Source organism: Streptomyces sp. NPDC058632, assembly GCF_042717095.1.
Lineage (GTDB): Bacteria > Actinomycetota > Actinomycetes > Streptomycetales > Streptomycetaceae > Streptomyces.
In genome coordinates this window covers 1-12,381 of sequence record NZ_JBHXQZ010000067.1, presented here as the reverse complement: position 1 = coordinate 12,381, position 12,381 = coordinate 1, and the positions used below count along the sequence as shown (strand labels likewise).

The 12,381-nt window shown below is 72.7% G+C and carries 11 protein-coding genes, 2 pseudogenes and 1 riboswitch; of the genes and pseudogenes, 10 read left to right on the top strand and 3 right to left on the bottom strand.

Going from position 1 to position 12,381, the window contains the following annotated elements; genetic code table 11:
- Positions 1-446 precede the first annotated feature (446 nt).
- Positions 447-879: pseudogene (locus ACFWVE_RS23925) on the top strand (glycoside hydrolase family 6 protein); the annotation flags it as partial.
- Here the strand turns inward: ACFWVE_RS23925 and ACFWVE_RS23920 are convergent.
- Together ACFWVE_RS23920 and ACFWVE_RS23915 are read right to left on the bottom strand one after the other, a co-directional pair.
- Entirely contained in the window at positions 861-2,324 is a 1,464-nt protein-coding gene (locus tag ACFWVE_RS23920) for a uracil-xanthine permease family protein (protein WP_384017450.1), read from the bottom strand. The pseudogene ACFWVE_RS23925 and the gene ACFWVE_RS23920 overlap by 19 nt on opposite strands.
- A gap of 203 nt (positions 2,325-2,527) precedes the next feature.
- Complete coding sequence (locus tag ACFWVE_RS23915; RefSeq protein ID WP_384017447.1) at positions 2,528-3,733, bottom strand: MFS transporter; 1,206 nt, start codon at positions 3,731-3,733, stop codon at positions 2,528-2,530.
- A gap of 209 nt (positions 3,734-3,942) precedes the next feature.
- Here ACFWVE_RS23915 and ACFWVE_RS23910 point away from each other — a divergent pair, with 209 nt between their 5' ends.
- Positions 3,943-5,151, top strand: a complete 1,209-nt coding sequence (locus ACFWVE_RS23910) for an ROK family transcriptional regulator (protein WP_384017445.1) — start codon at positions 3,943-3,945, stop codon at positions 5,149-5,151.
- Positions 5,152-5,236: 85 nt separating this feature from the next.
- On the opposite strand, the gene ACFWVE_RS23905 is transcribed toward ACFWVE_RS23910, so the two are convergent.
- Positions 5,237-5,989, bottom strand: a complete 753-nt coding sequence (locus ACFWVE_RS23905) for an SDR family oxidoreductase (protein ID WP_384017443.1) — start codon at positions 5,987-5,989, stop codon at positions 5,237-5,239.
- Between the two features lie 488 nt (positions 5,990-6,477).
- Positions 6,478-6,608, top strand: a riboswitch (FMN riboswitch).
- 144 nt (positions 6,609-6,752) lie between these two features.
- On the opposite strand from ACFWVE_RS23905, the gene ACFWVE_RS23900 reads away from it, so the two are divergent.
- From ACFWVE_RS23900 to ACFWVE_RS23865, 8 genes and pseudogenes are all read left to right on the top strand, one after another.
- Positions 6,753-7,367 (top strand): riboflavin synthase, encoded by a 615-nt coding sequence (locus ACFWVE_RS23900; RefSeq protein ID WP_384017439.1) that lies wholly within the window; start codon positions 6,753-6,755, stop codon positions 7,365-7,367.
- Positions 7,364-8,008, top strand: a complete 645-nt coding sequence (locus ACFWVE_RS23895; RefSeq protein ID WP_384017436.1) for a nicotinamide riboside transporter PnuC — start codon at positions 7,364-7,366, stop codon at positions 8,006-8,008. Before ACFWVE_RS23900 ends, ACFWVE_RS23895 begins: the two co-directional genes overlap by 4 nt.
- Positions 8,005-9,294: a bifunctional 3,4-dihydroxy-2-butanone-4-phosphate synthase/GTP cyclohydrolase II gene (locus tag ACFWVE_RS23890; RefSeq protein WP_384017433.1), complete on the top strand. Its 1,290-nt coding sequence runs from the start codon at positions 8,005-8,007 to the stop codon at positions 9,292-9,294. The genes ACFWVE_RS23895 and ACFWVE_RS23890 overlap by 4 nt, the downstream gene beginning before the upstream one ends.
- Before the next feature lie 88 nt (positions 9,295-9,382).
- A complete protein-coding gene (gene ribH / locus ACFWVE_RS23885) occupies positions 9,383-9,868 on the top strand; it encodes a 6,7-dimethyl-8-ribityllumazine synthase (protein WP_384017430.1) in 486 nt (161 codons plus the stop codon).
- A 34-nt stretch (positions 9,869-9,902) separates the two neighbouring features.
- Positions 9,903-10,175, top strand: coding sequence for a phosphoribosyl-ATP diphosphatase (locus ACFWVE_RS23880; protein WP_384017427.1), 273 nt, complete (start codon positions 9,903-9,905; stop codon positions 10,173-10,175).
- A gap of 65 nt (positions 10,176-10,240) precedes the next feature.
- Positions 10,241-11,104: an ATP phosphoribosyltransferase gene (gene hisG, locus ACFWVE_RS23875; RefSeq protein ID WP_384017424.1), complete on the top strand. Its 864-nt coding sequence runs from the start codon at positions 10,241-10,243 to the stop codon at positions 11,102-11,104.
- Positions 11,105-11,129: 25 nt separating this feature from the next.
- Positions 11,130-11,639: a PH domain-containing protein gene (locus ACFWVE_RS23870; RefSeq protein ID WP_384017421.1), complete on the top strand. Its 510-nt coding sequence runs from the start codon at positions 11,130-11,132 to the stop codon at positions 11,637-11,639.
- 53 nt (positions 11,640-11,692) lie between these two features.
- Positions 11,693-12,268, top strand: a pseudogene (locus ACFWVE_RS23865) (CBS domain-containing protein); the annotation flags it as partial.
- Positions 12,269-12,381 lie beyond the last annotated feature (113 nt).

The window sequence follows — 12,381 nt, the reverse complement described above, 5'->3', positions numbered from 1 at the left end:
CCGAAACGGGGTAACGCGCCCGTCGTGGAGGAGGGAGAGCAGTACGGTGTCAGGCTCGCGTGCCCCACGCATGGCCGCCCGGCGATCCGCGCGCAGAGGTGCGACCCGGCACGGCACCATGGCCATGACCGCCTCCGCCATGACCGCCTCCGCCATGACCGCCTCCGTCGTGGCCGCCGTCGGTACCGTCACCGGGATGATCCCTGCCCGCGGCGAGGGCCGCGGCCCGGACGGAACCCCTGCCCGCCGTGCCGTCGGCGTCCCCGTCGCTCGAGGCGCCGTCCCCCTCCCGCCGGCTTCTCCGGACCCTGCACGATCGCCCCGGCCGGCGCCGTACCCGGCGTCCCGGATCGCGCGATTACATCGACCCGGACGGCCCACGACACCGCAAGCCGGCCACCACACGAGCGAGTCACACCACCCTCGTGCATGCTCCCAGGAAAGAAGCTGACGACCCCCGGGCGCGCGTCTACGACGACGCCGGGCACTCCGGATGGATCGCGCCCGCGCAACAGGCCGGCCGGCCGCGGCAGTCCGGCGCCGCGTCGGCGCCGCGTCCGACGGCATCTTCAGCAACGTCTCCAGCCTCCACGTCACCGCCGACGAGGCCGCCCACGACCGACGGGTGCTCGGCGCCCTCGGTGGCCCGCCGGGCCTCGGTGCTGTGATCGACACCAGCCGCAACGGCAACGGCGCACCGGCCGACGGCCGAGTGGTGCGACCCCGTGGGCCGCACCACTCGGCCGGGCCCCGACGCTCAGCACCGAAGAGGCCGGGATCGACGCCTCCCTGTGGGGCAGGCTGCCGGGGGAGTCCGACGGCTGCGAGGGAGCGCCGGGCACCTTCACCCCGTCGTACGCCTACGACTTGGCGCGCTGACCGCTTCCGCCGTCCGCCTCGCCGTCGCCCTCCCCACCGTTCTTGCCGCGCGCGCCGGCATCGGCGCCCTTGTCACCCGTGTCGTAGGACGAGGTGCCCTCGTCGAGCAGCGGCTCCTGCGTCTTGAGGTGGGCGGGCGCGAAGGCGCGCAGCGCGTGGTAGCCCGTGATGACGACGAGCGTGCCGAGCGCGATGCCGCTGAGCGAGAAGGTGTCGGTGAAATCCATCGTGACGTTGCCGACGCCGATGATGATCCCCGCGGCGGCCGGCACCAGGTTCAGCGGATTGCGCAGGTCCACCTTCGCGTTGATCCAGATCTGGGCACCGAGCAGGCCGATCATGCCGTACAGGATGACGGTGATGCCGCCGAGCACGCCCCCGGGAATGGCCGCCACGACCGCGCCGAACTTCGGGCAGAGGCCGAACAGCAGGGCGAAGCCCGCGGCCGCCCAGTAAGCGGCGGTCGAGTAGACACGGGTCGCCGCCATGACGCCGATGTTCTCGGAGTACGTGGTGTTGGGCGGGCCGCCGACGGCGGTGGAGAGCATGGAGCCGACGCCGTCGGCGGAGATGGCCGTGCCCAGCTCGTCGTCGAGGTCGTCGCCGGTCATCTCACCGACGGCCTTGACGTGCCCGGCGTTCTCGGCGACCAGCGCGATGACGACCGGCAGGGCGACCAGGATCGCCGACCATTCGAACGACGGGCCGTGCAGGGTCGGCAGGCCGATCCAGTCGGCCTGGCCGACACCCGACAGGTCCAGCCGCCAGTGGTCGGTGACCTCACCGCTCGCGTCCGCGGAGTGGATCTGCCCGAAGACCCGGTCCAGGCCCCAGGAGAGGACGTACCCGAAGACCAGTCCGAGGAAGATCGCGATGCGGGACCAGAAACCACGCAGGCACACCACCGCCAGGCCGGTGAACAGCATCACGGACAGGGCGGTCCACTGGTCCTGCGGCCAGTAGGTGGCGGCCGTCACCGGCGCCAGGTTGAAGCCGATCAGCATCACCACCGCGCCGGTGACGATCGGCGGCATCGCGGCATGGATGATCCTCGCCCCGAAGTGCCGCACCGCGAGCCCCACCAGGAACAGCGCGGCCCCGACCACGAACACCGCGCCGGTGACGGTGGCGCTCGACCCGCCCTGGGCCCGGATGACCGCGGCGACGCCGACGAAGGACAGCGAGCAGCCCAGATAGCTGGGTACCCGGCCGCGCGTGGCCAGCAGGAAGACGATGGTCGCGACGCCCGACATCATGATCGCGAGATTGGGGTCCAGACCCATCAGGACCGGTGCGACGAACGACGCCCCGAACATCGCGACGACGTGCTGGGCACCCAGTCCCGCGGTGCGGGGCCACGAGAGCCGTTCGTCGGGACGGACCACCGCACCGGGGGCCGGTGTGCGTCCGTCGCCGTGCAGTGTCCAGCGGACGCCGAGATCCATGGGCTGTCGCTTTCGTCGTTCGTGCAGCGTGTCCGGACCATTGTGAGGGCTGATCAGGGATGCCTCGTCCACGCGGGCGGTCGGGGACCGGTCCGTGCGGGCAGGGCCGACGCGGCCGACCCGGCTCGCCCCGAGCGCGATCCGCGGCCCCGGAGCGGGAGCCCGGCGAAACGGTCCGCGGGGCCTTCAGGCCCGAGGAGCCTTCAGGTCCGTGGGCCGGGAACCGCCGCGTCCGACCGGGTGATCTTCACCCGGTCCCCGGCGCGCAGCACACCCGCGAAGCCGGCCAGACCGCACGACAACACCGTGACCAGGACGAACGACACCATCAGACTGGTCGCCTGGGCCAACAGCCCGATCGCGCTCGGAGCGATCAGTCCCGAGGTGTACGTGATGGTGGCGACGCCCGCGATGGCGAGGCTCGGGTTGCTGCCGCTGCGGCCGGCCGCGGCGAAGCACAGCGGCACCACCACCGCGATACCGAAACCCATCAGCGCGAACCCGGCCATCGCCACCGCGGGGTGCTGCGCGAGGACGATCAGCAGTCCGCCGCAGACGGCGACCACTCCGCTCGTCCGGACCGTGCGCACCGCGCCGTAGCGGTCCACCACCCGGTCCCCGGCGATCCGGGCGACCGCCATGGTGAGCGTGAAACCGGTGGTGCAGGCCGCCGCGAGGCCGGCCGAGGTCTCCAACCGGTCGCGCAGATAGACCGCCGACCAGTCGAGGCTCGCGCCCTCCGCGAAGACCGCGCAGAAGCCGATCGCGCCGATCAGCAGCGCGGAGCGGGGCGGCAGCGCGAACCTCGGCGGCGGCTCCTCGTCCACGGCGGACCGCAGATCGAGGACGTGGCCGGCGGCGGCGACGCCCGTCACCGTCAGGACACCGGCCGCGAGCGTGTGATGCAGCCGGGCGTCCGTGCCGAGGTGCGCGGCGAGTGTGCCGGCCGCCGAACCGATCAGAGCGCCGGCGCTCCACATGCCGTGCAGCCCGGACATGATCGACCGGTCGAGCCGGTTCTCCACCTCCACACCCAGGGCGTTCATCGCCACGTCGGACATGCCGGCCGTGGCGCCGTAGACGAACAGGGCCAGGCAGAGGGTGAGCAGGTTCGGGGCGACGGACGGCAGGACGAGCGCGAGCGTCCACAGGGCGATCAGCCCGCGCAGCGCGGCGCGGGCGCCGAATCGGTGGCTGATACGCCCCGCCAGCGGCATCGCGACCGACGCGCCGAGCGCGGGGAAGGCGAGCGCGAGCCCCAACTGCCCGGCGCCCACACCGGCATGGTCCTGGATCCACGGCACGCGGGTGGCGAACGAGCCCGTGACCGCGCCGTGCACGGCGAACACCGCCCCCACGGCGTACCGTGCCCGCCGCACCTCCCGCTGCCCGTACACCTCTGCACTCATGGTCCCGCCCTTCCCGGTCGTCCAAGGCATCCCTGACGCGCCGCGTAAACTATCAGGGTCCCTGCCTGAAAGATAAGGAGATTCTCGCCAGTCCTCGTTCAGCCCAGCCGGCCCGGTCCCGTGCCCCCGCCGGCTCCCCCAGCCGCCCGCTCGCCGGTCGGCCCGGCTCTGCCGCCGTCCGCCGTCCGTCGATCTGGAAGGATCACGCCATGGCCGCATCCCCGAGCACTGCCCGAGCCATCAACGACCGGCTCGCCCTGCGTCTGCTCCAGCGGGAAGGCCCGCTGACGGCCGGGCAGTTGAAGCAGCTGACCGGGCTGTCCCGGCCGACCGTCGCCGACCTCGCCGAGCGGCTGACCGTGGCCGGGCTGATCACCGTGGTCGGGGAGGCCGGGGAACAACGGCGGGGGCCGAACGCGAAGCTGTACGGCATCGTCGCCGACCGGGCGCACCTGGCCGCAGTCGACGTACGGACCGAGGGCGTCGCCGTGGTCGTGTCCGACCTCGTCGGCACGGTCCTGGCCGAGGCCTCGGCACCGATCGCGGTGGACGCCGGGACCGGGCCCGCCGTGGAGCGGGCGGTGACCCTGGTCGAGCGGACGGTGAAGGAGGCGGGCGCCGGCCGGCTGCACACCGTCGGCGTCGGTGCCCCCGGGCTGATCGACCCCGCGAGCGGGGAACTGCGCGACTCCGAGGGACTGCCGGAATGGCACCGCCGGCTGGTCGCCGCGCTTCAGGAGCGGCTGCCCGGGGCACGGGTCAGCCTCGAGAACGAGACCAACCTCGCCGCCCTGGCCGAGCAGCGCGACGGGGCCGCCCGCGACCGCGACACCTTCGTCCTGCTGTGGCTCGGTCACGGCACCGGTGCGGCCGTCCTCCTGGACGGCGCCCTGCGCCGGGGTGCCTCCGGAGGCACGGGTGAAATCGGCTTCCTGCCGGTCCCGGGTACGCCCGGCCTGCCGTCGGCCACGGACTGCGGCGGCGGCTTCCACTCCCTCGCGTCGGCGGCGGCGGTCGCGGAGCTGGCGGGGGAGTACGGGATCGTGGCCGAGCCGGGCGTGCGACCGGCGGCGGCGGGCGCGGTACGGGCGGCCACCGCGCGGGCACGGGAGGAACAGGGCTCGGCGGACGCGCGCTTTCTCGACGCCCTCGCCGGCCGCATCGCGGTGGGGGTCGCGTCGGTGGCCGCGCTGCTGGATCCGGGGTGCGTGGTGCTCGGCGGGGAGATCGGCCAGGAGGGCGGGGAGGAACTGGCCGCCCGCGTACAGGACCGGACGGCCCGGATGTCACCGCTGCCCACCGAGGTGCGGGCGAGCGCCCTGGGTGGCGGCGCGGTTCTGCGCGGTGCCCTCCTGACGGCCCGCGACCGCGCCCAGGACGAACTCTTCGGTCCGGCCGTGCAGGGGCACGCCCCCTGACCGGCCGCCCACGGACGGGCCGACTCGGCCCCGCGCACGCGCCCCTGGGCCCCGGCACCCGCGGCGGCTCATCCCCGGCGCGCGCTCACCTGCCCGCGCGCGCCGCCCGCGCCGCCAGGAAGTCCTCGAAGGTGCCCTTGCCCACCGCGTGCTCCGGGGCGAGATGGCCGCCGGCCCGGAAGGCGCGGTACGCCGCGCCCCGGAGGGGAACCCTGACCACCGCGCGGCGGCGGCCCGCAGCCTCCAGGTAGGAACGCGCCAGGGACTCGAACGTGCGCACCTCCGGCCCGCCCATGTCCGCGACGCGCCCCGCGGGCCCGCCCCGGGCCAGCTCCGCCAGACGGTCCGCGACCTCGGACACCTCGATCGGCTGGTCCTTCACACGGGCCGGCAGCAGCATCACCGGAGCCCTGCTCAGTCCCTGGAGGAACGTGAGCACCAGGTCGTGGAACTGGGTCGTACGCAGTACGGTCCAGCCGAGCCCCGACTCCTCGATCAGCCGCTCCACCGCGAGCTTGCTCCTGTAGTAGCCGAACGGCACCTGGTCGACCCCGACGATCGAGATGTGGACGAGGTGTCCCACCCCGGCCCGCCGTGCCGCCGCCAGGAGGTTCTCCGCCGCCGCCTCGTCGCCGCCGCGCGGGGTGCTCGCGCAGTGGACGATCGTGTCCGCCCCCGTGACGGCCGTGTCCAGCGCGCTGCCGCCCCGGCGCAGGTCTACGGCGTACGGCTGGGCGTGCCGGCTGAGCACCCGCACCTCCTGCGTACCGGTCCGCAGCCGCTCGACGACGTGCCGGCCGAGGGTTCCCGTACCGCCGGTCACCAGGATCGTGGTCATGCCGTTCAGCTCCTCAGGTGCTGTCGCCGGCCGCCGGCACTCCTGCGGGCGCGCCTTCGTCAAGTTCATCAGGAGAGGGACGGAACCGCCGCCGGGAATGTGACACGGGACCTCGGACGGGCCCGACGGAGCGGGGCCGGTGGGGCCGGCGGGCACGGTGGTGAGGCCCGGCGGCGGGCAAGGGCCGTCGTCACCGCCGCCGGGCCGGTCTCTGGGGAGGCTGAAGTAGACGCTAAGAGGACTAGACCAGTGCGTCAACAGGTATGGGCCAGCCGCGAGGGGCGTTCGGGAGCGCTCCGGTGGCATCGAACGGCGCACAAGGGCGCGAAGACGGGCGGCTGCCGGGCGGTCGCGGGCCCGGGGGCGGGCCGCCTCCAGGGGGCCCGCCCTGCGGTGACGGCGTACGGTGTCACCGTCTGTGAGTCACCCCACACCCGGTGCCTGTATGGGCAGCGGGCGGGCGTGGCACACTGGCCCTGTACCAGCAGCAGCGCACTCCGGGGTCGGTGAAAGTCCGAACCGGCGGTTACAGTCCGCGACCCGGCCGCTTCCAGCGGCCGGTTGACCAGGTGAAATTCCTGGACCGACGGTTAAAGTCCGGATGGGAGGCAGTGCGCGGCGGGCGGGCATCCATGCGCGCCGCCGTACCGGTCCGTCCTCGTGGCGGGCTCCGTCCGGCGTCGCTCCCGGTGCCTTCGTCCGTTCTTCTGTCGTCGTCGACAGCCCCGGAGTCCGTGCCCGAAGAGGCAGGAGGACCCGGGAAGTGTTCACCGGAATCGTCGAGGAACTGGGCGAGATCACCGCCGTCGAGGCTCTTGACGACGCTTGCCGCTTCCGGCTGCGCGGCCCCGTCGTCACCGAAGACGCGAAGCACGGCGACTCGATCGCCGTCAACGGCGTCTGTCTCACCGTCGTGGACCACGAGGGCGACGTGTTCACCGCGGACGTGATGGCCGAGACCCTGAACCGCTCCAGCCTCGGCGCCCTCGCCGTCGGCTCCCGCGTCAACCTCGAACGCCCCATGGCCCTGGGCGCCCGCCTCGGCGGCCACATCGTGCAGGGACACGTCGACGGCACCGGCCGGATCCTGGGACGCGAGCCGTCCGAGAACTGGGAGGTCGTCAGGATCTCCCTCCCCGCCGAACTCTCCCGCTACGTCGTGGAGAAGGGCTCCATCACGGTCGACGGCATCAGTCTCACCGTCGTCGCCGCCGGGCAGGACTTCTTCACCGTCAGCCTGATCCCCACCACCCTCGCCCTGACCACCCTCGGGTTCAAGCAGAGCGGCGACCCGGTCAACCTCGAGGTGGACGTCATCGCCAAGTACGTCGAGCGGATGATCAAAGACCGCGCGATCGGCGAGGGGGCCACCAAGTGAACTGGCTGAACTCCGAGGCGTTCACCCTCTTCGACCAGCACATCAAGTGGTCGGACATGATCGGCAACGTGATCGGACTGGCCGCCCTGGCCCTCGGCTGGCGCCGCTCCATCTGGACCTGGCCCGCCCAGTTCGTCTCGGGCCTCATCCTCTTCACGGCCTTCGCCGCCGCCCACCTCTCCGGCAGCGCGGGCAAGCAGATCGTCGTCATGGTCGTCGCCGCCTGGGGCTTCTGGCAGTGGAACCGCGGCCGGCAGCAGGCACAGGACGGCTCCATCGCGGTGCGGTTCGCCACCTGGCGCGAGCGCGGCGCGCTGGTCGGTCTCGCGGTCCTCGGCACCCTCGCCGTCGGCGGCCTGTTCACGCTGTACCCGTCCCTGTCCTGGGACCCCTGGCCGGACGCGTACATCTTCGTCGGCACCATCGTGGCCATGTACGCCCAGGCCCGCGGCATGGTCGAGTTCTGGTTCGCCTGGCTGCTGGTCGACCTCGTCGGCGTACCGCTGAACTTCGCCAACGGCTTCGCCTTCTCCGGCTTCGTCTACGTCCTCTACGGCGCACTGGTCCTGTGGGGACTGCGCGACTGGTGGCTGCGCACCCGCGAGGACGCGCGCCCCGCAATGGAAGGAGCGCCGGCATGAGCACGGCACCGATCCTTTACCGCACCGAGGAGTTCGAGGACCCCATGCTCGACCCGGTCGAACAGGCCGTCGCCGACATCGCGGCCGGCCGGCCCGTCGTGGTCGTCGACGACGAGGACCGAGAGAACGAGGGCGACCTCGTCGTGGCCGCCGAGAAGGCGACCCCCGAGATCGTCGCCTTCATGATGAGCGAATGCCGCGGACTGATCTGCGTCCCCATGGAGGGCGACGAACTGGACCGGCTCCGCCTCCCGCAGATGGTCGAGGACAACACCGAGTCGATGAGGACGGCGTTCACCGTCTCCGTCGACGCCTCCGCCGCCCACGGCGTGAGCACCGGCATCTCGGCCGCCGACCGGGCCACCACGCTCCAACTGCTCGCGAGCGGCACCGCCGAACCCGCCGACCTCGTCCGCCCCGGCCATGTCTTCCCGCTGCGCGCCCGCTCCGGCGGCGTGCTCGAACGCGACGGCCACACCGAGGCCGCCGTCGACCTCGCCCGCCTCGCGGGGCTGCGCCCGGCCGGCGCCATCGTCGAGATCGCCGGCGAGGACGGCCGGATGCTGCGCCTGCCCGAACTGATCCCGTTCGCCCGCAAGCACGGTCTGACGATCATCTCCATCGAGGACCTGATCGCCTACCGCCGCGGCTCCGAGCCCACCGTCCGCCGCGAGGCCGAGGTCCGGCTGCCCACCTCCCACGGCGTGTTCACCGCCTACGGCTACCGCTCCACCGTCGACGGCGTCGAACACGTCGCCCTCGTCCACGGAGACATCGGCGACGGCCGGGACGTCCTCGTACGCGTCCACTCCGAATGCCTCACCGGCGACATCTTCGGCTCCCAGCGCTGCGACTGCGGTCCCCAACTGGACGCCTCGCTGGACCGCATCCAGGCGGAGGGCCGGGGCATCGTCGTCTACCTGCGCGGGCACGAGGGGCGCGGCATCGGCCTGATGTCCAAGCTGCGCGCCTACGAACTCCAGGAACGCGGACGCGACACCCTGGACGCCAACCTCGAACTCGGCCTGCCCGCCGACGCCCGCGACTACGCCGCCGGAGCGCGGATACTCGCCGACCTCGGGGTGCGCGGCGTCCGCCTGCTGACCAACAACCCCGACAAGTCCCAGGCACTCGTCCGGTACGGCATCGAGGTCACCGGCCGCGAGCCGATGCCCGTCACCGCGGGCGAGCACAACATCCGCTACCTGCGCACCAAGCGCGACCGGATGGGCCACGACCTGCCCTGGCTGGACACGCCGACCGTGCCCGCCTGCGGCAACCAGTGACCGTGCCCGCCCGCGGCCACCAGTAACCGCGACGACCAGCAGGAGAGCCGGCCCGCGGCGGCCGGCCGGAGAACCACCGAGGAGAGATGTGAGCGGCAAGGGTGCACCGGAACTGTCCGTACGCGACGTGGGGGACCTCCGTGTCGCCGTCGTCGCGGCACAGTGGCACGAGAAGGTGATGGACGGACTGGTCGACGGCGCCCTGCGCGCCCTGCACGACCTCGGCATCGACGAGCCGACCCTGCTCCGGGTCCCCGGCAGCTGGGAACTACCGGTCGTCGCCAAGGTCCTCGCCGGACGCGGCTACGACGCGATCGTCGCCCTCGGAGTCGTCGTCCGGGGCGGCACACCCCACTTCGAGTACGTGTGCCAGGGCGTCACCCACGGCCTCACCCAGGTCAGCACCGACACCGGCGTGCCCGTCGGCTTCGGCCTGCTCACCTGTGACACCGAGGAACAGGCGCTGGACCGCGCCGGACTGCCCGGCTCCACCGAGGACAAGGGGCACGAGGCCGTCACGGCGGCGGTGGCGACCGCGGCCACGCTGCGTTCGGTATCCGAACCCTGGCGGTGAGCAGCCCCCGGCACCGCGTAGGGTAAGGACCACCATGTCCAAGAAGACGTTCGAGGAGCTCTTCAGCGAGCTCCAACACAAGGCCGCGCACGGCGACCCCGCCACCTCCCGCACCGCCGAACTGGTGGAAAAGGGCGTCCACGCCATCGGCAAGAAGGTCGTCGAGGAGGCCGCCGAGGTCTGGATGGCCGCCGAGCACGAGGGCAAGGAAGCGGCCGCCGAGGAGATCTCGCAGCTGCTCTACCACGTCCAGGTGATGATGGTCGCCCGAGGCATCTCCCTCGAGGACGTCTACGCCCACCTGTGAGCGCGGGCAGCCCCTGCCACCCCTGACCACCGGTACACCGTCACACCGCAAAGGAAGCCGACCTCATGCTGCGCATCGCACTCCCCAACAAGGGTTCACTGGCAGGCCCTGCGGCGGAGATGCTGCATGAGGCCGGCTACCAGCAGCGCCGGGAGTCGAAGGAACTGCGGATCGTCGACCCGGTCAACGAGGTCGAGTTCTTCTACCTCCGCCCCCGCGACATCGCCATCTACGTCTCGTCCGGCCGCCTCGACATCGGCATCACCGGCCGCGACCTCCTGATCGACTCCGGTGCCGAAGCCGAGGAGATCCTGCCCCTGGGCTTCGCCCGCTCCACCTTCCGCTTCGCCGCCAAGCCCAGCGCCGCCAAGAGCATCGCGGACCTGAACGGCAGCACGGTCGCCACCTCCTACGAGGGCATCGTCGCGCGGTACCTCGCCGACCAGGGCATCGACGCCTCCGTGGTCCACCTCGACGGCGCCGTCGAGACCGCCATCGAACTCGGTGTCGCCGAGGTCATCGCGGACGTGGTCGAGACCGGCACCTCCCTGCGCAACGCGGGCCTGGAGGTCATCGGCGAACCGATCATGACCTCCGAGGCCGTCGTCATCCGCCGCACCGGCGCCGAGGCCGGGGCCGACGACACCGTCGAGTCCAAGGTGGGCCAGTTCCTGCGGCGCCTCCAGGGCGTCCTCGTCGCCCGCACCTACGTGATGATGGACTACGACTGCCGGGTCGAGCAGCTGGAGAAGGCCGTCGCGCTGACCCCCGGTCTGGAATCCCCGACCGTGTCACCGCTGCACAACGAGGGCTGGGTCGCCGTCCGCGCCATGGTCCCCTCCAAGGAGGCCCAGCGGATCATGGACGACCTCTACGACCTCGGCGCCCGTGCCATCCTCACCACGGCCATCCACGCCTGCCGTCTCTGAGCCGGACCGATCCCGGAGCCGCACCATGCCGGACGCCATCCCCGAGCCCTCCCCGGACGCCACCCCGGACCCTCCGTCGGTCCACCTGCCCGCCCTGCCCGTCACCTTCCGGCCGGGCCGCACCCGCGCGGTGCTGCTCACCACGGCCGTCGCGCTCTTCGCGGCCATCTCCCTGATCGCGCTGCTGCTGGAGCAGCTCGGCCCCGGCGAGCGCCTCAGCTTCGTGTTCACCGCCGCCCTGCTGGCCGGAGTCCTGGTCCTGCTGGCCCGGCCCAGGGTCGACGCGGACGAGACGGGCGTCACCGTCGTCAACATCACGACCCGGCGCCGCCTGGACTGGGCCCAGATCCTTCAGGTGAACCTCCGGCCCGGTGACCCCTGGGTCTTCCTCGACCTCAGCGACGGCACCAGCCTGCCGGTGCTCGGCATCCAGCCGGGCATCGCCCGGGAGCGCGCCATCGCCGACGCGCGGGCCCTGCGGGCGCTCGCCGAGACACGGACCACGGCCACCGGCCCCGAGGCGTCCCAGGACTGATCCGGGAACACCCGGGAACACCCGGGATCACGCCGGGCACACGCCAGGGGTGCCTCGACCGGCTGGTCGAGGACGCCGGTCAGGCGGGCCTCCTCGACCCCGAGGAGGCCGAGCGCCTGGAGGACGCCCTGGAACCGGGCTCCCGCCCGGTGACGGACGTACTCCTGCCCCGCGAGTCACTGGTGACGGTCGGCCCCGAGGCCACCCCGGCCCGGATCGTGGAACTCACCGCCCGCACCGGGTACTCCCGGTTCCCGGTCGCCGCGCCCGGCGGCACCTTCATGGGCTATCTGCAGGTCAAGGACGTACTCGACCTGGAGGAGCCCGACCGGGCGGTGCCACAGCGGCTCCGGCGGCGCATGCCGGCCCTCGGACCCGAACTCCCGCTCGACGACGCCCTCACCGTGATGCGCCGCGCCGCCACCCACCTCGCCCAGGTGACCGGCGCGTCCGGCCGGGTACGGGGCCTGGCGGCCCTGGAGGACGTCCCGGAACTGCTGATGGGCGAGGTCCGCGAACCGGCACACCGGAAGAGACCTGGCCCGCGGGCGGACGGCGCGACGGAGCCCGGAACCGGGGTGACCGAACCCAGGAACGGCGCCCGTAAGGGAGCGCTCGCCGGCGGCTGACGTCAGGGGCGCAATGCTCCGGGAGCGGGCGCCGGAGTGCGTACCGGCGGTGGACTGCCGGGCAGGAGCCGTGGAGACCGAGGGCCTGTCCGGCGGATCGTGCCGGACAGGCC

Excerpts from the sequence above, each read along its gene's own strand:
- ACFWVE_RS23920 (WP_384017450.1), bottom strand. The coding sequence starts at position 2,324 with ATGGATCTCGGCGTCCGCTGGACACTGCACGGCGACGGACGCACACCG.
- ACFWVE_RS23915 (WP_384017447.1), bottom strand. The coding sequence starts at position 3,733 with ATGAGTGCAGAGGTGTACGGGCAGCGGGAGGTGCGGCGGGCACGGTAC.
- ACFWVE_RS23910 (WP_384017445.1), top strand. The coding sequence starts at position 3,943 with ATGGCCGCATCCCCGAGCACTGCCCGAGCCATCAACGACCGGCTCGCC.
- ACFWVE_RS23905 (WP_384017443.1), bottom strand. The coding sequence starts at position 5,989 with ATGACCACGATCCTGGTGACCGGCGGTACGGGAACCCTCGGCCGGCAC.
- ACFWVE_RS23890 (WP_384017433.1), top strand. The coding sequence starts at position 8,005 with ATGAGCACGGCACCGATCCTTTACCGCACCGAGGAGTTCGAGGACCCC.
- ACFWVE_RS23880 (WP_384017427.1), top strand. The coding sequence starts at position 9,903 with ATGTCCAAGAAGACGTTCGAGGAGCTCTTCAGCGAGCTCCAACACAAG.
- hisG (WP_384017424.1), top strand. The coding sequence starts at position 10,241 with ATGCTGCGCATCGCACTCCCCAACAAGGGTTCACTGGCAGGCCCTGCG.
- ACFWVE_RS23870 (WP_384017421.1), top strand. The coding sequence starts at position 11,130 with ATGCCGGACGCCATCCCCGAGCCCTCCCCGGACGCCACCCCGGACCCT.